General features: G+C 68.4%; 17 protein-coding genes. 12 read left to right on the forward strand and 5 right to left on the reverse strand.

The genetic code is table 11. The features are described from left to right. Positions 1 to 18: 18 nt before the first annotated feature. Positions 19 to 3675, forward strand: coding sequence for a S8 family peptidase (locus EV138_RS21040; RefSeq protein ID WP_133980561.1), 3657 nt, complete (start codon positions 19 to 21; stop codon positions 3673 to 3675). A 136-nt stretch (positions 3676 to 3811) separates the two neighbouring features. Here the strand turns inward: EV138_RS21040 and EV138_RS21045 are convergent, their stop codons facing one another. Next, the gene (locus tag EV138_RS21045) at positions 3812 to 5185 is read right to left on the reverse strand and encodes a lytic murein transglycosylase (RefSeq protein ID WP_133980562.1); all 1374 of its coding nucleotides are present in this window, start codon (positions 5183 to 5185) and stop codon (positions 3812 to 3814) included. Between the two features lie 259 nt (positions 5186 to 5444). Between EV138_RS21045 and hemL the strand changes: the two genes are divergently transcribed. From hemL to EV138_RS21090, 9 genes are all read left to right on the forward strand, one after another. Beyond that, on the forward strand, positions 5445 to 6767 hold the full coding sequence (gene hemL, locus EV138_RS21050; RefSeq protein WP_133980563.1) for a glutamate-1-semialdehyde 2,1-aminomutase: 1323 nt from the start codon (positions 5445 to 5447) through the stop codon (positions 6765 to 6767). 41 nt (positions 6768 to 6808) lie between these two features. Then, positions 6809 to 7432, forward strand: coding sequence for a histidine phosphatase family protein (locus EV138_RS21055; protein ID WP_238158439.1), 624 nt, complete (start codon positions 6809 to 6811; stop codon positions 7430 to 7432). Continuing rightward, positions 7432 to 8007 (forward strand): TlpA family protein disulfide reductase, encoded by a 576-nt coding sequence (locus EV138_RS21060; protein WP_133982038.1) that lies wholly within the window; start codon positions 7432 to 7434, stop codon positions 8005 to 8007. Before EV138_RS21055 ends, EV138_RS21060 begins: the two co-directional genes overlap by 1 nt. 35 nt (positions 8008 to 8042) lie before the next feature. After that, a complete protein-coding gene (locus EV138_RS21065) occupies positions 8043 to 8786 on the forward strand; it encodes a cytochrome c biogenesis CcdA family protein (RefSeq protein ID WP_133980565.1) in 744 nt (247 codons plus the stop codon). Between the two features lies 1 nt (position 8787). Then, positions 8788 to 10359, forward strand: coding sequence for a cytochrome c biogenesis protein ResB (gene resB, locus EV138_RS21070; protein ID WP_133980566.1), 1572 nt, complete (start codon positions 8788 to 8790; stop codon positions 10357 to 10359). Beyond that, the gene (gene ccsB / locus EV138_RS21075) at positions 10356 to 11381 is read left to right on the forward strand and encodes a c-type cytochrome biogenesis protein CcsB (RefSeq protein WP_133980567.1); all 1026 of its coding nucleotides are present in this window, start codon (positions 10356 to 10358) and stop codon (positions 11379 to 11381) included. The genes resB and ccsB overlap by 4 nt, the downstream gene beginning before the upstream one ends. Position 11382: 1 nt before the next feature. Beyond that, positions 11383 to 11634 carry a DUF4229 domain-containing protein gene (locus tag EV138_RS21080; protein WP_133980568.1) on the forward strand — a complete coding sequence of 84 codons (252 nt, stop codon included), beginning with the start codon at positions 11383 to 11385 and terminating at the stop codon, positions 11632 to 11634. Positions 11635 to 11830: 196 nt separating this feature from the next. Beyond that, positions 11831 to 12442: a TetR-like C-terminal domain-containing protein gene (locus EV138_RS21085; RefSeq protein WP_133980569.1), complete on the forward strand. Its 612-nt coding sequence runs from the start codon at positions 11831 to 11833 to the stop codon at positions 12440 to 12442. Between the two features lie 62 nt (positions 12443 to 12504). Then, on the forward strand, positions 12505 to 14058 hold the full coding sequence (locus tag EV138_RS21090; RefSeq protein WP_133980570.1) for an MFS transporter: 1554 nt from the start codon (positions 12505 to 12507) through the stop codon (positions 14056 to 14058). Positions 14059 to 14484: 426 nt separating this feature from the next. On the opposite strand, the gene EV138_RS21095 is transcribed toward EV138_RS21090, so the two are convergent. The 3 genes from EV138_RS21095 to EV138_RS21105 are packed head-to-tail and all read right to left on the reverse strand — an operon-like array spanning position 14485 to position 16680. Continuing rightward, positions 14485 to 14976 (reverse strand): GNAT family N-acetyltransferase, encoded by a 492-nt coding sequence (locus EV138_RS21095; RefSeq protein ID WP_133980571.1) that lies wholly within the window; start codon positions 14974 to 14976, stop codon positions 14485 to 14487. A gap of 40 nt (positions 14977 to 15016) precedes the next feature. Then, the gene (locus tag EV138_RS21100; RefSeq protein WP_202866780.1) at positions 15017 to 15637 is read right to left on the reverse strand and encodes a TMEM175 family protein; all 621 of its coding nucleotides are present in this window, start codon (positions 15635 to 15637) and stop codon (positions 15017 to 15019) included. A gap of 32 nt (positions 15638 to 15669) precedes the next feature. Continuing rightward, on the reverse strand, positions 15670 to 16680 hold the full coding sequence (locus EV138_RS21105; RefSeq protein ID WP_133980573.1) for a M48 family metallopeptidase: 1011 nt from the start codon (positions 16678 to 16680) through the stop codon (positions 15670 to 15672). A gap of 142 nt (positions 16681 to 16822) precedes the next feature. On the opposite strand from EV138_RS21105, the gene EV138_RS21110 reads away from it, so the two are divergent. Then, entirely contained in the window at positions 16823 to 17449 is a 627-nt protein-coding gene (locus tag EV138_RS21110; protein WP_133980574.1) for a M23 family metallopeptidase, read from the forward strand. 34 nt (positions 17450 to 17483) lie between these two features. Next, entirely contained in the window at positions 17484 to 18620 is a 1137-nt protein-coding gene (cds1, locus tag EV138_RS21115) for an L-cysteine desulfhydrase Cds1 (protein WP_133980575.1), read from the forward strand. Here cds1 and EV138_RS21120 read toward each other — a convergent pair. After that, positions 18617 to 19489, reverse strand: a complete 873-nt coding sequence (locus tag EV138_RS21120; RefSeq protein ID WP_133980576.1) for a 1,4-dihydroxy-2-naphthoate polyprenyltransferase — start codon at positions 19487 to 19489, stop codon at positions 18617 to 18619. The two genes, cds1 and EV138_RS21120, sit on opposite strands and share 4 nt — an antisense overlap. Positions 19490 to 19525: the final 36 nt, after the last annotated feature.

Below are 19525 nucleotides of genomic sequence, written 5' to 3' on the forward strand. Positions count from 1 at the left end.
GCCTCGGGAGGTTCCCCTGTGAGGTCGTCACGTTTCGCCGTCACCCTGTCCTGGGCAGTGACGGTCGGCGCCCTGCTGGCGTCGGCCGCCGTCCCAGCTCAAGCGGTGACTCCACCTGGCGCCACGCCACCAAGCGCAGGCGCCACCATCCATTCGACGCCCGGCGCGAGTACGCACCGGATCACGCTCGTCACCGGCGACGTCGCCGAGTTGACGACCACCGCTGACGGACAGCGCTCCGCGAGGCTGGTCGACGGCGGCAACTATTACCTCAGTGACGTCAAGAACGAGTTGACCCTCGTACCGGCCGCGGCCTACCCCCTGCTGGTCAGCGGCCGCCTCGACAGTCGCCTGTTCAACCTGACCGAACTGGTAGCGGACGGCTACGACGACGCCAGCACCGACAGCCTGCCGATGCTGCTCGCCGCGCCCGCCACGGCACGCAGTACGGCGAAGGCTCCCGTCGCACCGCCGGCCGCGACGACCCGCCGTACGCTGACCAGTCTCGGCACCACCGCGGTCACCGTCGCCAAAACCAAGACCAAGGACTTCTGGAGCGGCATCCAGAGCACCAGCCTTCGTAGCGCGGTCGGCAAGATCTGGCTCGACGGCCGGACCCACGCGACCCTCGACCGGTCGACGAAACAGATCGGTGCCCCGACGGCCTGGCGCGCCGGGTACGACGGCAAGGGTGTCAAGGTCGCCGTCCTCGACACCGGCTACGACGCGAACCACCCGGACCTCGCCAAGCAGGTCGTCGAATCACGAAGCTTCGTCCCCGACGAGGCCGTCCAGGACGGCCACGGCCACGGCACGCACACCGCGTCGATCGTGGCCGGCCTCGGTACGGCGTCAGCCGGCAAGCGCAAAGGTGTCGCTCCGGGCGCCAAGCTCCTGATCGGCAAGGTGCTCGACAACAGCGGCGGCGGCCTCGACTCCGAAGCCATCGCCGGGATGGAATGGGCCGTCCAGCAAGGCGCCAAGGTGATCAGCATGAGCCTCGGCGGGATGCCCTCCGACGGCACCGACCCGATGTCCGAGGCCGTCGACCGGCTCTCCGCGTCCAGCGACGCTCTCTTCGTAGTTGCCGCAGGCAACTCCGGCGCCGAGGAGACAGTCGGTACGCCGGGCGCTGCCGCGGCCGCGTTGACCGTCGGCGCAGTGGACCGCGACGACAAGCTCGCACCGTTCTCCAGCCGCGGACCCCGACTCGGCGACGGTGCCCTGAAACCCGAAGTCACCGCGCCGGGGGTCGAGATCGCCGCGGCGCGCGCCGCCGGAACCGCAGAAGGTCACGAACTCGGCGAGTACTACACAGCAATGAGCGGTACTTCGATGGCAACGCCCCACGTCGCCGGAGCGGCCGCGATTCTCGCGCAGCGCCATCCGAGCTGGACCGGCGAGCAATTGAAGGCGGCGCTGGCGGCAACCGCAGTACCGAGCCAGGGCGCAACCCCTGTGCAGCAAGGGCTGGGACGCATCGACATCCCGAAGGCACTCGAACCGGCGATCCTGCCGGACACCGCGAACCTGTTCTTCGGCAACCTGTCCTGGACCGGGACCGCACCGCCACCGGTCAGCCAGAAAGTGGCCTATAGCAACAACTCTCAGAAGTCGGTGACCATCAAGCTGACTGTCGACGCGACCTCCCCAGCAGGTGTCCACGCAGCCGTCAAGGTCACCCCGTCGAGTCTGACCATCCGGCCCGGCGGCACAGCGTCGGCCACAGTGACCCTCGATCAGAAGAAGACGAGCCCGGCCAAGTACTCCGGTGTTCTCCTCGCCAGGGCAGGCAGTACGGCGTACCGGACGGGGCTCGGATTCGCAGCGGGCGGCCGGCTGAACAGGGTGACCGTGAAGGCGCTCGACCGCTCCGGCAAGCCTGCGGCACCCACGCCGTACGGAGCGAGTGGAGTGCAGTTGTGGAACCTGGACACCGGCGGTGTGGACGCGATCGTGTTCGACGAGACCGGCAGTCGCACGCTCGACGTGCCGACCGGGCGGTACAGCGTGATGGCCTTCGTGATGGGCGGCGACGAGATCGGCTGGACCAACTCCGTCACGCTGCTCGGTGATCCGGAAGCATCCGTCGACAGTGACCGCACCTTCACTTTCGATGCGCGCAAGGCGAACAAGGTGACGGTGCGGACCCCGCAGCGAGCGGATGCGCACAGCGTCGGGATCGCCTGGCATCGCAAGGTCGCCGGCCGGGATGCCGTGCAGGGCTGGGGATTCGGCAAAGAAGTTGCCAACGGCATCTACGTGCAGAACTTCGGCAAGGTGAAGAACGGCTCGTTCCAGGTCGTCCAGCGCTGGGATCTGGCCCAGCCCAAGCTGACCGTCGACGTCACCGGTCCGGGTGGTCTCCGGTTGCCGACACCGGACGAAGGATCGGACCGGACCGTCTACGTCGGCAACGAAGAACTGTCGCTGGTCGACGCCGGCGACGGAACGCCGGCCGAACTGCAAGGCGCGAAGGGCAAGGTGGCGCTGATTCGCTGGCGCGACTGGGATCTCACCCGCGAGCAGGTGCAGGCGGCGAAGGACGCCGGCGCCAAGGCGGTGTTCATGTACAACGACCAGCCCGGCTTCTGGAGCGACGGTGCCGATGTCGGTCTTCCGCTCTATCTGCTTCGTCAGCCTGAGGGGCAGAAGCTTCTCGACCTGCTGAAGCAGAGGCCGGTCGCCCTGCGGTTGAACGGATTGCTCGACAGCACCTACCGGTACGACCTCGCGATCGGGCCGTCAGTGGTTCGGGGACCGTTGGTGTACGACTTCGCCCGGATGCGACCGGCTGCGGTGACCACTGACTTCCAACGCAACGACGCCTGGTTCCTGCATACCGATCAGCGGGTGGCTCACCTGCCCGGACTGGCGACGGGGATGACGGCGACCCGGGCGGTGACCGGGCCGGTGAAGCGCACGGATTACCTGGCGAGCGACGTACCGGGGGTCAGGTGGGACGAGAAGACGTCAGCAGGGGAGTGGAACGAGAGCGGCTTCGAGTACAGCCTGCCGAGAAGCTATCGGCCGAACGAGACTGTCACCCGCGACTGGTGGTCGTCGATCGCACGGCCGGCGATTCCGGCGGCGACCGGGAGCGAGACCGAGGGGCTGCCGGTTGCCCGGTTCGAGAACGCGGTGCGAGTGGCGATTCCGCAGTACGTCAACGGCGATCGGACCGTGTACGGCTGGGGAGACCGGGGTGACGAGACGCTGCTCAAGCTCAGCAGCAACGGCAAGGAGCTGGGCAGCAAAGACTGGTCGGTGGCGCAGTTCCCGGTGCCGGCGAAGACCGCGTGGTACGACCTGAGCCTGGACGTGAAGCGCTCCCCGGACAGCTGGGCGAAGACCTCGACCACCACGCACATGGACTGGCATTTCCTCTCACTGCCGACGAAGTCCAGGGCGGTGTTGCCGCTCGTGCAGGTGGACATCCAGCGACAAGGTCACCGGCTGATCCTCGAGCCCGGCTACCAACCCGGTGCGCACGGCCCGGGCTGGTTCAGGACCACGGCGGAAATCTCGTACGACGGTAAGACGTGGCAGCGACTCGGTGTCGGCAACCGGATCCCGGCCGCCGCGGCCGCCGTCAGCCTTCGGGTCACCGCCGTCGATCTGCTCGGCAACTCGGTCCGCCAGACCATCGAGAACGCTTGGCCGGCCGGAAAATGAGAGAAGTTCAAGTAAGCGCTTGACCATGAAAAGGGCGACGCCACGAAGCCGGGGGGAGGTGCTCCGTGGCGTCGCCACTGGCGCGCCGAGGGAGGGGTGGGGGCAGGCGCGCCGGTCAGGGGTGGTCAGTGGGTGATCAGTGCCCGAGGATGCCTCCACCGAGCAGGCCGAGCAGACCCAGCAGGGACAGGATGTTGCGGATCGCCTGGTCGACCGCGGCGGTGCCGCCGGTCTGGTAGGCCGTCACGCACTTCTGCAACTGCTCCTGGGTCGGGTGGGTGATGGTGACCTTCGACAGCTCCGACTGGCAGTACGTCGTGGCGTGGGTGAGCTGGGTCAGCGTGCTGCCGACCGTGCCCACGATCAGCCCGGCAGCCGTCTGCAGGGTGGCGACGCCCGGCTTGGTCGGGGTCGTCGTCGGAGGTGGCGTGGTCTTCGGGGGCGTCGTCGGCTTGGTCGTCGGCTTCGTGGTGCTGCCCGGCTTGCTCGGCGTGGTCGTCGTCGTGCTGCCGGGCTTCCTGGTCGGGCTCGTCGTCGGCCGGTCGCCACCGTCCTGCGTGGTGGTCGGGGTCGGCTTGACGCCACCCGGGTAGACCGGCAGATCGATCGCCTGGGGCAGGTTGTTGTCGGCCGGGGCGTCGATGGTCTGGTCGCCGATCTGGTCGCCGGCCGTGTCCACGCCCTGGCCGTCGCTCTCGGTGCCGTTGCCGACCGCGATCCAGCTGCCACCGGCGTACGCCTTGGCGATGCTGACCACCAGGTCGACATACGACTGGGAGTGGTTGTAGCGCAGGACGGCCTTGTTCAGGTCGCTCGGGTCGGACAGGTTGGTGTCACCCGAGCACAGGTAGACCGCGGTCGACATGGCCGCGTCGTCGATGTCCTGCGGGTTCTTGACGCCGTCGCCGTCCCCGTCGACACCGACCGACCGCCAGGTGCCCGGGATGAACTGCATCGGCCCGACCGCCCGGTCGAAGGCGGCGTCACCGTCGAGCTTGCCGGCGTCGGTGTCGCTGATCCGCGCCGTACTGGAGCCGTCCAGCCGGGGGCCGTAGATGCCCGGCACGGCGACGCCGCTGGTGGTCAGCGCGTTGCCGCCGAAGCGGCCGTGGTTCGACTCGACCCGGCCGATCGCGGCCACCAGGGTCCACGGCAGCTTGCAGGACGGGTCGACCTGGGTCATCACCTGCTGGGCCCGCGAGTACGCCTTCAGGGCCGCGGTCGGGATGCCGTTGCGGGACAGCCCGCCGATCACCTGGGTCGGCTGCTCACCCGGGTCGACGCCGTTGCCGACCTTGCCCGGGACGGGGATGTTGGCCGGGTCGGCGATCGCCTGGTTCGGCACCACCACCGGGCTGTTCTTGCCGAGCCCCTGGCCCAGTGCCGCCGTCGCGACCGCCGGATCGTCCGTGGCGCTGACGGTGAACGCGCACGCGAACAACGCCAGCGGCACCAGCGGCGCCATCTGGCGCCACCCACTGCTCATGGCGCGACGCTTGCCCTTCGCCATCGATGATCCCCTCCGTGACTCATCGACCTGCCCCGCCCCCACGCTGCGGACACGTCTTGTCTTCGGTCCCGGCCGCCGTCCGTCACTTCGTCTAACGTCCGTCCCGTGCGTGGGGTTACGAGCGGACGCTGACAGTGCTCGGGCGGTCACCCGGGTACCCATACTGGCGCGTAACAACGCACAAGTGAAGCCCCTGATCGCTACTGACAGCGAATCGAGTCCGTCCCCGCCCACCTGGCGCACTGGTCTGTCGGGGAGAATGGCGGCCGTGTCGAATCAGACCGAACTTTCCGCCAGCCTGTTCGAGCGAGCCTCCGCCGTCACCCCGGGGGGAGTGAATTCGCCGGTGCGGGCCTTCCGGGCCGTCGGCGGCGTGCCGCGTTTCATGGCCTCCGGTGACGGATGTCACATCACCGATGTGGACGGCAACACCTACCTGGACCTGGTCTGCTCCTGGGGCCCGATGTTGCTGGGCCACGCCCACCCCGAGGTGACGGCCGCCGTCCAAGCGGCGGTCAGCCGCGGCACGTCGTACGGGACACCGACCCAGGCCGAGGTCGAGCTCGGAGAAGAGATCGTGGCCCGTACGCCGGTGGACAAGGTGCGCCTGGTGTCCTCGGGCACCGAGGCGACCATGTCGGCGCTGCGCCTGGCCAGGGGGGCGACCGGCCGGGACAAGATCGTGAAGTTCGCCGGTTGCTACCACGGTCACGTCGACGCGCTGCTGGCCCAGGCGGGCTCCGGCGTGATCACCCTCGGCATCCCCGGTACGCCGGGAGTCACCGAGGCCACCACGGCCGACACGATCGTGCTGCCGTACAACGACCAGGCCGCCGTGAGCGCCGCCTTCGCGCAGTACGGCGACCAGATCGCCGCCGTGATCACCGAGGCCTCGCCCGGCAACATGGGCGTCGTCCCGCCGCTCGACAACTTCAACGCCTTCCTCGCCAGGACCTGCAAGGACAACGGCGCGCTGTTCATCTCCGACGAGGTGATGACCGGCTTCCGGATCACCCGGTCCGGTTGGTACGGCGTCGACGGCGTCGTGCCGGACCTGATGACGTTCGGCAAGGTGATGGGCGGCGGTTTCCCGGCCGCCGCGTTCGGCGGGCGCGCCGACATCATGAGCCACCTCGCGCCGGAGGGCTCGGTCTACCAGGCGGGCACCCTGTCCGGGAACCCGATCGCCACCACGGCCGGCCTGACCACGCTGCGGCTGGCGACCGACGACGTCTACGCCAGGCTCGACGAGACCTCCCGGACGATCCAGCGGCTGGTCGCGACCGCCCTGGACAAGGAGGGTGTGCCGCACGTCATCCAGGCCGCCGGGAACCTCTTCAGCGTCTTCTTCGTGGACTCGGAGGAGGCAAGCGGTCCGATCCGCGACTTCGCCGGGGCCGGGGCCCAGGTGCTGCCAAGGTTCGCCGCTTTCTTCCATGCCATGCTGGAGGCCGGCGTCTACCTGCCGCCGAGTGCTTTCGAGGCGTGGTTCGTGAGTGCGGCGATCGACGACGACGCGTTGGCCGCGCTCGAGACCGCACTCGCCCCGGCCGCCCGCGCGGCCGCCGCCGTACAGAACTGAAAGGGAACGGCTCAGTGACCGAAACGACGGTCGTGCACCTGATGCGTCACGGCGAGGTGCACAACCCGACCGGCGTGCTCTACGGCCGGATCCCCGACTTCCACCTCTCCGAGCTCGGCCGCAAGATGGCCGAGCGGGTCGCCGACCACGTGGCCGGCCGCGACATCGTGCACCTGGTCAGCTCGCCGCTGGAGCGGGCGCAGGAGACGATGGAGCCGATCGCGAAGGTGTTCGGGCTGACCCCGGAGATCGACGAGCGGGTGATCGAGGCGGCGAACCAGTTCGAGGGCAAGAAGTTCGGCGTCGGCGACGGCGCGCTGCGGCAGCCGAGTGCGTGGTGGCTGCTGCGGAATCCGTGGAAACCGTCCTGGGGCGAGCCGTACCAGCAGATCGTCCGCCGGATGCGGGATGCGATCGAGACCGCCCGCGAGAAGGCCGCCGGCCACGAGGCGCTGATCGTCTCCCACCAGTTGCCGATCTGGATCGTTCGGTCCGCGATCGAGAACCGCCGGATGCTGCACGACCCGCGCAAGCGGCAGTGCAGCCTGGCCAGCCTCACGTCGTTCACGTTCCACGGCGACACGATCGTCTCGGTCGGCTACGCGGAACCGGCGAAAGATCTGTTGCCGGTGAAGAACCCGAAGAAGTTCTCGGGCGGCGCGTGATGCGCAGGATTCGCCGTACGCCGCTCCTCGCCGCCGCGGTGCTGCTGGCTGTGACGGGCTGCAGTTCCGGCCAGGACGCCAGCCAGAACCGGAGCGGCCAGACCGGCTTCGTCAGCGGGTCGGGCCGGGTGTCCACGTTCGCGCCGGACAAGCGGGAGAAGGCCCCGGACTTCAAGGGCACGACGCTGGACGGCAAGGAGTGGGACTTCGCCGACCAGGCCGGCAAGGTCGTCGTGCTGAACGTGTGGGGTTCATGGTGCCCGCCGTGCCGCAAGGAAGCGCCGGACCTCAGCGCGGCGGCCAGGGAGCTCGGTTCGTCGGTGCAGTTCATCGGGCTGAACACCCGAGACCTCGACAAGGCGCCGCCGCTCAAGTTCGTCCAGGAGTTCGGTGTCCCGTTCCCGAGCATCTACGACCCGAACGGCAAGCAGTTGCTGCGGTTCCGCGGCCAGAAGATCTCGGCCAGCTCGATCCCGTCGACGCTGGTGATCGACAAGCAGGGCCGGGTCGCGGCCCGGGTGCTGGGCGCGGTCACCAAGGACACCCTCATCGGCATGGTGAAGGACGCTGAGTGACGCCGCGATGACCGACAACGCAGCAAGGATCAGCGATGGGTGAGTGGTTCGCCCAGTCGATGACGGGCTCCATGCTGGTCGCGTTGCCGATCGCCGTCCTGGCCGGCGCGATCTCGTTCTTCTCGCCCTGCGTGGTCCCGCTGCTGCCCGGCTATCTCTCCTATGTGACCGGCCTGTCGGCGGCCGAGCTCGGGTCGGAGCGGCGCGGCCGGATGCTTGCGGGGACCGGGTTGTTCGTCCTCGGCTTCTCGGCCGTCTTCATCCTGACCGGCGTACTGTTCGGTGCCGTCGGCAACGCTTTGATCGACCACCAGACGGTGATCACGCGGGTGCTGGGCGCGGGCACCGTCGTACTGGGCCTGATCTTCCTTGGTGGGTTCGGTTTTCTCCAGCGCGATCTGCGCGTGCACCGGGTGCCGGCGGTCGGGATCGCGGCCGCGCCGTTGCTCGGCGTGCTGTTCGGGTTCGGCTGGACACCTTGTATCGGCCCGACCCTCGGCACCGTGATGGGGTTGGCGACGACCGAGGGCAGTACCGCGCGCGGGGCTACCCTGGCGTTCGTGTTCAGCCTCGGGCTGGGCCTTCCGTTCATCATCGCCGCACTGGCGTTCCGGCGGATGCTCGGCGCCGTCGCCTGGGTGCGCAAGCACCAGTTGCTGGTGATCCGGATCGGCGGCGTCCTGATGATCGCCGTCGGACTACTGCTGCTGACAGGGGTATGGGATTCGATGACCGCCGACTTGAGGCAATGGGTCGCCCAGTTCGGGACGGCGGTCTGAGATGACGGAGATCAAGGACCGCGTGGTCGCGCCGTCGGAGGAACCGCCCAGCGAACCGCCCGCACTCGGCCTGCTCGGCTGGCTGCGCTGGACCTGGCGGCAGCTCACCTCGATGAAGACGGCCCTGGTGCTGCTCTTCCTGCTCGCGCTCGGTGCCGTGCCCGGATCGCTGATCCCGCAGACCGCGATCGACCCGGTCAAGGTCGCCGACTTCTTCGAGGCGCATCCCAAACTCGGTCCGTTCTACGACAAACTCGGCCTGTTCGCGGTCTACAAGTCGGCCTGGTTCTCGGCGATCTACCTGCTGTTGTTCATCTCGCTGATCGGCTGCGTGGTGCCGCGGCTGCAGGTCTACCTGAAGGCGCTGCGGGCCCGGCCGCCGAAGCCGCCGCGCAACCTCAACCGCCTGCAGGGCTACCAGAGCTTCGAGGTCGACGCCGACACCGACGTACTGGCTGCCGCCGCCACCGAACTGCGCCGCCGCCGGTTCCGGGTCGAGTCGTACGACGGTGCGCTCGGCGCCGAGCGTGGCTACCTGCGCGAAGCGGGCAACCTGCTCTTCCACTTCTCCTTGATCCTGGCACTGATCGGTGTCGCGTGGGGCGCGTTGTTCGGCTACCGCGGCACGGTTCTGGTTGTCGTGGGCAAGGGATTCGCCAACACCGTGGCGCAGTACGACGATTTCACGCCGGGCCGGGTGTTCACGCCCGACGACCTACCGCCGTTCACGCTGGACGTGAAGGACTTCGAGGCCAAGTTCCAGACCGACGGCCCACAGCGCGGGGCCGCCCGCGAGTTCAACGCGAACATCACCTACTCCGAGACGCCGGACTCGCCGGAGAAGTCGTACGACCTGCGGGTGAACCATCCGCTCAAGGTCGACGGCACCAGCGTGCACCTGCTCGGCCACGGGTACGCGCCGCGGGTGACGGTGAAGGACGGCAAGGGACAGGTCGCCTTCTCCGGACCGTCGCCGTTCCTGCCGCAGGACAGCAACTTCTCGTCCTTCGGCGTGGTCAAGGCACCCGATGCCCGACCGGTCCAGCTCGGCTTCGAAGGCTTCTTCCTGCCGACCGCCGTGATCGACCAGCGCGGACCGACGTCGGTCTTCCCCGACGACCTCAACCCGGCGCTGGTGATGACCGCGTACTACGGCCGCCCGGCCACCGAGGACGGCAAGCCGGAATCGGTGTACCAGTTGGACAAGTCGAAGCTGACCCAGTTCGGCGACGGCAAGGGCGACAAGCTCCGGTTCCAGCTCGCCCCCGGCCAGAGCATCACCCTGCCGAACGGCGCCGGCTCGCTCACCTTCGACGGTTACAGCCGCTGGGTGAAGCTGCAGATCAGCCACACGCCGGGACTGAACCTGGCGCTGGCCGGGATCTCGCTGGCCATCCTCGGCCTGATGGGCTCGCTGTTCATCCACCCCCGGCGTACCTGGGTGCGGGTGCGAACGAAGGACGGGCGTACCGTGGTCGAGGTCGCCGGGCTGGACCGGGGGCCCGAACGCGGCCTCGGTGCCGAGATCCAAGCCATCGCAGAAGTCTTGAAGAAGAAGCAGGAGCAGCCATGAGCCAGGAGACCTTCGCGCACGTCTCGAACCTGGTCATCCCGACTGCCACGGTGATCTACGTCCTGGCGATGATGGCGCACGCGATGGAGTGGGCGACCGGCCGGGCGGCCAAGGCCCCGGCCACCGCGGCGCCGGCCGAGCAGCCTGCCGAAGTGCTGGTCGGTGCGGCTTCGCCGGTCGGTGGCGCGGGAGCGGGAGAGTCTGGCTCCGGTGGCGCGGCGGCCGACGTAGTACGGGCTGGTGCCGGGGATGCTGCCGAGAAGGCTGCGGCTGCGAGCCGGGTCGGTCTGCTGCTCACCTGGCTCGGTTTCGTGCTGCACCTGGCGGGCGTGGTCACGCGTGGTCTCGCGGCGGGGCGTGTGCCGTGGGGCAACATGTACGAGTTCTCCATCACGTCGTCGCTGGCGGTCGCGGTGGTCTACCTCGCCTTCGTGCACCGCTACAAGCTGCAGTGGCTGGGACTCGGCGTCACGCTGGTGATCGCCGCCGTGCTGGGCCTGGCGACGCTGCTCCTCTACACGCCGGCCGGCCCGCTCGTGCCCGCGCTGCACTCGTACTGGCTGGTCATCCACGTCTCCGCCGCGGCGATCTCCGGCGGCGCGTTCACTGTCGGCGCACTGATCTCGATCCTCTACCTGGTGAAGTCCCGCGCCGAGCGCCGGGTGCTTGCCGGGGGCATCATGTCTCCGTCCCTCAAGCGGCTGCCGAGCGCCGAGGCGATGGACGGTACGGCGTACAAGGTGCTCGCCTTCGCCTTCCCGCTGTGGACCTTCGGTGTCCTGGTGGCCGGGCCGATCTGGGCGGAGTACGCGTGGGGCCGGTACTGGGGCTGGGACCCCAAGGAGGTCTGGGCGCTGGTCACCTGGGTCGTGTACGCCGCCTACCTGCACGCGCGGGCGACCGCCGGCTGGCGGGGACGTCCGGCGGCGACGATCGCGATCGTCGGCTGGCTCGTGTTCCTGTTCGACTTCGTCGGGGTGAACCTGCTGGTCTCCGGGCTGCACTCGTACGCCGGGGTCTGAGATGAAGGAATTCGCGATCTACACCGGGCTGCGGCTGGTCCTGTTCGCCGCATCCTTCGGGATCCTGTGGGTGGCGCTGCACAGCTGGCTCGGGATCTTCCCGCTGCTCCTGCTGGCCTTGATCGTGTCCTCGATCCTGTCGATCTTCGTCCTCCGGGCCGCCCGCGATCGCCTGGCGGCCAATATCGAACGCCGCGCGGGCCGGATTGCTTCCCGCATCGAGGCGGCCCGCTCCGCCGAGGACGACGACTGATTTCAACCATCCCGCTCAGCCGGGCCGGTTTTCGTGGTACCAGTGCTCTACTGGTACGCAGAGTGACTTAGGCCACCCTGCCTTTTCCCGAAAAATCGTTTGTGCATTCCTTCACATCAGTCTTATCGTGGTTGATGAAACGAAACCGTTTCGTTCTATCGGTATCCGATCAATCACACAGGGTGATCAACGAGCTATGCCAGACACAGCCGAAACCGGTACGCGTCAGCGGCCCAGGGTCGAAGGCGGGCGCGAGGACGAGATCCTCGACGCGACCGTCGTGGTCGTCGCCGAACTCGGCTACGACCGGTTGACCATGGACGCGGTGGCCACGGCCGCCAAGGCCAGCAAGGCCACGCTGTACCGGCGCTGGTCGACCAAGGCCGAGCTCGTGGTCGACGCGATCAGCCGGGCGAAGGGCTGCCCGGTGCCGGACGACGTCGACACCGGCAGTCTGCGCGGCGACCTGATCTCGCTGTCGTGTGAAGAGGGCGGGTTCACCTCGGAGATGCCGATGTCGGTGATGGCCGGTCTGCTGACCGCGCTGCACCGCGACGCGGATCTGCAGAAGGCCTTCAAGGAGCGCTTCCTGGCGCCCCGGCTGGCCGTCGTGAACAAGATCTACGAACGCGCCGTACGCCGGGGCGAGATCGCCGCCGACGTCGACGTCGACCTGCTCTCCCAGACCCTGCCCGCGATCATCATCCACCACGCCTTCGTGCTCGGCGTCGAGCCGACCGAGGACCTGATCCTGCGGGTCATCGACCACGTGATCCTGCCTGCGGCGCGGGGGTCGCAGGCGAGCTGACCGGTGTGGGGCCGGACTCAGCGACCAACAAGCCAGTAACACCCAAGAGGGGAAATCTCAGAATGTCAGAAGACGTCATCAAGGCTGATCCGCCCGAGGGCCGGCCGGTCGACTCGGTGGCTGAGCAGGCCGCGCACGGTCACCGCAACCTCGGCATCGCGCTCGCGCTGATCAGCATGGCGCAGCTGATGGTGGTGCTGGACGGCACCATCGTCAACATCGCCCTGCCGCACATCCAGCTCGACCTCGGCTTCACCAACGCCTCGCTGCCGTGGGTGGTCAACGCCTACGCGCTGGCCTTCGGCGGCCTGCTGCTGCTCGGCGGCCGGATCGGCGACATCCTCGGTCGCCGCAAGGTGTTCATGTTCGGCGTCGTGCTGTTCGGCGTCGCCTCCTTCCTGGGTGGTATCTCCCAGAACGAGACCCTGCTGCTCGCCAGCCGGATCCTGCAGGGCGTCGGCGCCGCCGCCGCCTCGCCGAACGCGCTGGCCCTGATCACCACGACCTTCCCGGCCGGCAAGGAGCGCAACCGCGCGATGGCCGTGTACGCCGCGATGTCGGGTGCCGGTGCCGCCGTCGGCCTGATCCTCGGTGGTCTGCTGACCGAGGCGTCCTGGCGCTGGACCTTCTTCATCAACACCCCGATCGGCCTGGTCGTCGCCTTCCTGGCGATCCGCTACCTCGGCGAGTCGGCCCGCCAGCACGGCAAGTTCGACATGCCGGGCGCCATCACCGGAACCGTCGGTCTGACCGCCCTGGTCTACGGCCTGACGCACGCCGGCCAGGACGGCTGGGGCAACTCGGTCACGCTCAGCTTCATCATCGGTGGTCTGGCGTTGATCGCCGTCTTCCTCACCATCGAGGCCCGGTCCCGGCACGCGCTGATGCCGTTCCGGATCCTGGCCAACCGGACCCGCGGCGTCAGCTTCTTCGTGATGCTGATCGTCGGTGCGGCGATGTTCTCGATGTTCTACTTCCTGGGCATCTTCGTGCAGAACATCATGGGGTACAGCGCGCTGAAGACCGGCTTCTCGTTCCTGCCGTTCAGCTTCGGCATCGTGGTCGCGGCACAGGTCGCCTCCGTTCTGGTCGCCCGGATCGACCCGCGCTGGATCGCCGGCGCCGGTTCGGCCATCGCGGCCGGTGGACTGTTCGGCTTCAACCAGCTCCAGGTGGACTCCACCTACCTGACCGGCCTGCTGCCGTACATCCTGCTGCTCTCGTTCGGCATGGGCCTGATCTTCGTGCCGCTCACGCTGACCGCCGTCAGTGGCGTGGCGGACACCGACTCGGGCGTCGGCTCCGCAGTACTGAACACCGTGCAGCAGATCGGTGGCGCGGTCGGCCTGGCGCTGCTGGGCACCGTCTCCACCAATGCGATCAAGGACAAGTTCGCGGAGCTGGCACCAGGAGTGGCGCAGGCTGCCCAGGCGTCACCTGACCAGGCCAAGCAGCTCCAGGCCCAGGCGACGGCCGTGGCAACCACGCACGGCTTCACCACAGCGTTCCTGGTGTCCGCGTTCATGTTCGTCGGCGCGGCACTGATCACGCTGGTCGGCCTCTCCGTCAAGCACAAGGACCTCGCCAACGACGGCAAGCCGGTCCACATCGGCTGACCCGTCATCACGAGCAGGGCCGCATCCCGGGGCGGGGGTGCGGCCCTTTCCTTGTACGACGCCCCGCTTCGCGCCTCCTGCGTCGGCGCTCGACCCACCCGCCCCGGGCCGCCGCTCCTGCGTCGCCGGCTCGTTGGCTGGTGCGGTTTGTCTTCTGCCGGAGGAACGCGGGCGAGCTGTGTGAAGAAGCGGATCAAGCCTTGTGACAAAGGGCTTCCCGCGCATGCTCGCCGAGAACGTCCATCGATCACCTTGGTGGCGCGACGGTGACAACTCGTACGCCTCGAGGTTGACTTTCGAACCAGACCCCGATCGCTCGCAGTAGGCCGGGGAAGTTGAGCGAGGCAACGTTAGGGCGACGGAGGAGCCCGGAGTTGGGGGGGGTGGGGAGCGGCGACGGAAGGAGCCGCGTGGGCGGGGTTCTCCTCAGCTCGTCAGTTGTTTCGCCATGACGATCTCGCGGGTGATGCCGTCGGGCATCAGGTCGCCCGGTTCGTCGGTGTCGACGTAGCCGTTGCGGACGTAGAGCGAGTGGGCCTTTTCGTTGCCTTCGACAACTGAGAGTTTGAGGGTGTGGGCGGACGCCGCGCGGGCCCAGGTTTCGATGTCGGTCATGAGTTTGTCGCCGATACCTTGGCCGCGGGCGGTGGGGGAGATCCACATCGAGATGAGGTGGGCTACGCCTTCCTCGTCCGGGGGAAGGACGCCGCTGGCCATGCCGACGGGGGTGCCGTCGAGTACGGCGATCAGGTTGTAGGAGCGCGGCAGTTCCAGCCTGGCTCGCCAGCGGTCTTCGCCGGCGTTCTCCCAATCGGCTAGCCGGGAGCCGAAGGCGGAGGGGGCGTCGGCCAAGGCGGCCAGGCGCAGGCCGCGCCAGGTCTTCCAGTCGTCCGCGGTCAGTTCATGGAGTTCGATCACGGGAGCAAGCCTCGCAGATCAGACGCCCGCCAGGCGACCGTTATTCGGCCGGCTGAGCCGGCTGGGGCTTCCGGAGCCAGTGCATCGCGGGTGGGAGCCAGTAGTACGGGATCAGCAGGGCGAACACGGCGATGCCCAAGGCCGGCACCAGAGCGCCGAGGAGTGTGCCCACGCCGTACAGGACCGGGCCCAGGTAGAAGCGGCGGGCGATGCGCTTCGCCTCAGCCGGGGTGATGCTGGGGCCGAGGAGGCGGTGGTTCCGGCGGGCGTATTCCCAGATGGCGTTGAAGGGGATGCCGCCTGCCACCAGCACTACGCCGTACAGGACGACGGAGGTCCGCTCGGATTCGCCGGTGCGGAAGGCGGCCGCGAGGACGCCGGCGCTGAACGGGATGAAGACGACCAGCATCAGCAGGACGGTGTTGAGGAACAGCAGCGTTCGGTCGGCGGTGACGATGTGGTCGAACATCGCGTGATGGTTCGCCCAGATCAGGCCGATCACCAGGAAGCTGATCACGAAGCCCAGGTACGACGGCCAGAGCTCGCCCAGCTTCGTCAGCAGGTGGCTGGTGTCCTCCGGCACCTTGATCTCGATGATCAGCAAGGTGATCGCGATCGCGAACACCCCGTCGCTGAACGCTTCCAGGCGTGCGGTTTTCACGGCCAGACCCTAACGCAGGGCGAGGCCGGTGCTCAGCGGATTTTGGAGGAGACCCAGTCCTTGACGCCGCCGAGGCCCTCGCCCATGTCGCGGAGGAGTTTGGCCAGCGGGTCCTGCGAGCGGGCGAAGGCGTCGGAGTACGACTTGGCCGCGTTCTTCGCCTCCTGCGACATCGAGGCGTCGCCGTCCTCCTGCCGCTTCGGATAGGTGCCGGAGACGATCGTGGTGTACTCGCCCTCGTCCACCCAGCGCCGCAGCTCATGTGCCCGTACTACGGCCAGCGGGTGCGTCGCCGCTTCCAGCAACAGCAGCTTGAGCACGCTGTCGCGCAGGTCGCCCGCGCTCTCGTACTCCGTGCCCTGCGCCAGGAACGCCGTGGTGTCCAGCTCTTCCAGCTGCCCACCGCTGGCCAGCTTCATCTGCACTCGCAGCGCGGCAGCAGGATCCTGTACTGCGAGCAGGCCGGCCCGGTCGCCGGACAGCTCCGCCTTGCGGGCCCACTCGTGCAGCGCGGCGATGATCGCGCGCAGGCCGAGTGCACCGATCGGCATCCAGTTCAGCGCGCCGGTGAGCCGCATCAGCCAGAACAGCAGCGACTGGTAGAGCGCGTGGCCGCTCTGGGCGTGGCCGAGCTCGTGGCCCAGCACGAACCGGAGCTCCTCGTCGTCGAGGCCCTTCACGAGGCTGCTGTTCAGCACGATGAACGGCTTGTCCATGCCGATCGTGACGGCGTTCCAGAGCGGGAAGTTGGTGATGAACAGCTCCGGCAGCTCCCGGACGTCGAGCGTGGTCGCCGCCTCGGTGTACAGCCGGTGCACCTTCGGGAACTGCCGCTCGTCGACCCGGATCGCCGACCCCAGGAACTGCAGCCGGAAGGCCCGCTCGTTGATGAGGCCGGACATCTTGCGCAGGACGAAGTCGAACCCCTTCAGCTGCCGCAGCGCGACCAGCGCACCGCGGTCGGCCGGGTGCTCCCAGGCGCGCGAGCTGATGTCGGTGAGCGTGACCCTGGTCCTGGTCGGCCGCTCGTCGTTCTCGGTCATCGTTCCCCCACAGGTCGGCGCGTGTGCGTTCCCAAGGTAGCTCGATCCGGGGTCTGGTCGAGTTTGGTCGATCTGCTCGCTGTGGTCGCGCGCTGCTCCCAGGCTGGGAGCGACAACTCTCCTACCGCCCTATGGAGGACACATGTTCAAACCAGTACTCGGTGCGGCCGTGGCTCTGGCCGCCCTGACGATAGCGCCGGCGCTGAGCGCGAGCGCAGTACAAGATCCTGCGCCGGCTCCGCAGAGCTACGAGGCGCAGCGGGCCGCAGTACCGGCTGCGAAGGCTGCGGCTGTGCGGGCTCAGGTGGCTCAGTCCGTGACTGCGCGGCCGTTGCTCCGGGTGCCGTTCCGGTGTGGTGAGACGTGGTCCGGAGCCAGCCGCGCCGGCCACAGTCCGTCGTACTACGCCGTCGACCTCAACTGGGGCTCCGGTAGCGACGACCTGGGCAAGCCGGTGAAGACCAGCGCGGCCGGGACCGTGGTGCGCTCGTCGTACGACGCCGGTGGGTACGGTAACTACATCGAGATCGCCCACGGTGACGGCTGGCACACGCTGTACGCACACCTGCAGAACCGTGGGGTGGCAGTCGGCGACCACGTGACCGACAGCCAGCAGATCGGGCACGTAGGCGGCACCGGCAACGTCACCGCGCCCCACCTGCACTACGAACAGATCAAGGACGGCGTAGTGGTGGCCGCACTCTTCGGTACCTCCACGTGGGTCGCCTACCCGGGCCCGGCCGGCTACACCCGGATCCGCGACTGCTAGAGCCAACCCGGCACGGTGGCGCTAGCCTGCTCCCATGAGTGAGGTCAACGGGGTCAGCAAGCCGCTACCGTGCCGGGAGTTCGACCGGCGCGACGACAAGGATCGGGCCTGGGTGTCCGAGGCGATCCGGATCGTCGACGCGGACGCCAATCGCAGCGCGGACACGCATCTGCACGTGTTCCCGATGCCCGACATCACCGGCGTCGACCTGTACCTCAAGGACGAGTCGGTGCACCCGACCGGCTCGCTCAAGCACCGGCTGGCCAGGTCCCTGTTCCTGTACGCGCTGTGCAACGGCTGGATCCGCGAGGGCACCACCGTGATCGAGGCGTCCAGCGGCTCGACCGCGGTCAGCGAGGCGTACTTCGCCCGCATGCTCGGCCTGCCCTTCATCGCGGTGATGCCGGCCTCGACCAGCCAGGAGAAGATCGACCTGATCGAGTTCTACGGCGGCACCTGCCACATGGTCGAGCGGTCCGGGCAGATCTACGGCGAGGCCAAGCGGCTGGCCGAGGAGACCGGCGGCCATTACATGGACCAGTTCACGTACGCCGAGCGCGCCACCGACTGGCGCGGCAACAACAACATCGCCGAGTCGATCTTCGGCCAGCTCTCCCTCGAGCACCACCCGGTCCCGACCTGGATCGTGGTCGGCGCCGGGACCGGCGGCACCTCGGCCACCATCGGGCGGTACATCCGCTACCAGCGGCACGACACCTCGGTGGCCGTGGTCGACCCGGAGAACTCGGCCTTCTTCCCGGCCTTCGAGTCCGGGGACGGCGACTTCGCGACCGGTCGGCCGTCGCGGATCGAGGGCATCGGCCGGCCGCGGGTGGAGCCGTCGTTCGTGCTCGGCGTGGTCGACCGGATGATCGCCGTACCGGATGCCGCCTCGATCGCGGCGATGCGGTTCTGCTCGAAGGTGATGGGCCGGCTGGTCGGCGGATCGACCGGGACCAACCTGTGGGGGTCGCTGCGGTTGGCGGCGGAGATGCGGCGTACCGGCGTACGCGGCAGCATCGTCACGCTGCTCTGCGACGGCGGTGAGCGCTACAGCGACACGTACTACGACGACGAGTGGCTCAAGCGCAACGGCATCGACCTCGCGCCGTACGCCGAGACGCTGGAAGGCTTCCGCGCCACCGGTCGCTGGCGCGAGCCGGTCCGCTAGCTGCCGAGCGCCAGTCCCACTGCGAGGCCGATGGCGTAGAGGAGCTCGGTCAGGCCGGTGTCCTTCAGTACGGGGATCAGTGCTGGGCCGACGGCGTCGCTGACGACCACCTTGATCGCCCGGAAGGCCAGTGGCAGAGCGATGAGTGCCAGGAGCGTCCAGGGCGTTGCCAGCGCGGAGACTGCAGCCAGTACGAACGCGAGCATGACGAGTCCTGCATAGAGCCTCCGAGACCGCGCAGCACCCAGTACTACGGCCAGCGTGCGCTTGCCGGTCACTGTGTCGGTCGGGATGTCGCGAAGGTTGTTGGCGACCAGTAGCGCGCAGGCGATCGCGCCGATGGCGACGGCACCCGCTGCAGCGGTCCAGCTGAGCTTGCCGGCCTGCACGTACGTAGTACCGAGTACTGCGACCAGCCCGAAGAACAGGAAGACGCTGACTTCACCTAGTGCGCGGTACCCGTACGGCTTCTTGCCGCCCGTGTAAAACCACGCACCGACCAGCGAAGCGGCTCCAGCGATCAGCAGCCACCAGCTGGAGGTCGCGCAGAGCACGATGCCGAGCACTGCGCCGACACCGAAGCAGATGAAGGCCGCTGTCTTCACCTGCTTGGGACTGGCGACCTTGGAGCCCACCAGGCGGAGCGGCCCGACCCGGTTCTCGTCCGTACCGCGGATGCCGTCCGAGTAGTCGTTGGCGTAGTTGACGCCGATCTGCAGCGCCAGGCCGACTCCGAGGGCCAGCAGCGCCTTCCACCAGACGAAGCCGTCGAGGTAGGCGGCAGCGCCCGTACCGACGAGCACCGGGGCGATGGCGGCAGGCAGTGTGCGCGGGCGAGCGCCTTCGATCCACTGGGCAAGGGTGGCCATGACCGACGATTCTGTCAGCCCACTGGTAAGGGGTTG

It is taken from the genome of Kribbella voronezhensis, from assembly GCF_004365175.1.
Classification (GTDB): domain Bacteria; phylum Actinomycetota; class Actinomycetes; order Propionibacteriales; family Kribbellaceae; genus Kribbella; species Kribbella voronezhensis.

What these genes read in the sequence shown, in the direction of transcription:
- hemL (WP_133980563.1), top strand. Translation starts at nt 5,445, where the DNA reads ATGGCGGCCGTGTCGAATCAGACCGAACTTTCCGCCAGCCTGTTCGAG.
- ccsB (WP_133980567.1), top strand. Translation starts at nt 10,356, where the DNA reads ATGAGCCAGGAGACCTTCGCGCACGTCTCGAACCTGGTCATCCCGACT.
- EV138_RS21105 (WP_133980573.1), bottom strand. Translation starts at nt 16,680, where the DNA reads ATGACCGAGAACGACGAGCGGCCGACCAGGACCAGGGTCACGCTCACC.
- EV138_RS21120 (WP_133980576.1), bottom strand. Translation starts at nt 19,489, where the DNA reads ATGGCCACCCTTGCCCAGTGGATCGAAGGCGCTCGCCCGCGCACACTG.
- EV138_RS21090 (WP_133980570.1), top strand. Translation starts at nt 12,505, where the DNA reads ATGTCAGAAGACGTCATCAAGGCTGATCCGCCCGAGGGCCGGCCGGTC.
- EV138_RS21080 (WP_133980568.1), top strand. Translation starts at nt 11,383, where the DNA reads ATGAAGGAATTCGCGATCTACACCGGGCTGCGGCTGGTCCTGTTCGCC.
- resB (WP_133980566.1), top strand. Translation starts at nt 8,788, where the DNA reads ATGACGGAGATCAAGGACCGCGTGGTCGCGCCGTCGGAGGAACCGCCC.
- cds1 (WP_133980575.1), top strand. Translation starts at nt 17,484, where the DNA reads ATGAGTGAGGTCAACGGGGTCAGCAAGCCGCTACCGTGCCGGGAGTTC.
- EV138_RS21045 (WP_133980562.1), bottom strand. Translation starts at nt 5,185, where the DNA reads ATGGCGAAGGGCAAGCGTCGCGCCATGAGCAGTGGGTGGCGCCAGATG.
- EV138_RS21060 (WP_133982038.1), top strand. Translation starts at nt 7,432, where the DNA reads ATGCGCAGGATTCGCCGTACGCCGCTCCTCGCCGCCGCGGTGCTGCTG.
- EV138_RS21055 (WP_238158439.1), top strand. Translation starts at nt 6,809, where the DNA reads ATGCGTCACGGCGAGGTGCACAACCCGACCGGCGTGCTCTACGGCCGG.
- EV138_RS21085 (WP_133980569.1), top strand. Translation starts at nt 11,831, where the DNA reads ATGCCAGACACAGCCGAAACCGGTACGCGTCAGCGGCCCAGGGTCGAA.
- EV138_RS21110 (WP_133980574.1), top strand. Translation starts at nt 16,823, where the DNA reads ATGTTCAAACCAGTACTCGGTGCGGCCGTGGCTCTGGCCGCCCTGACG.
- EV138_RS21065 (WP_133980565.1), top strand. Translation starts at nt 8,043, where the DNA reads ATGGGTGAGTGGTTCGCCCAGTCGATGACGGGCTCCATGCTGGTCGCG.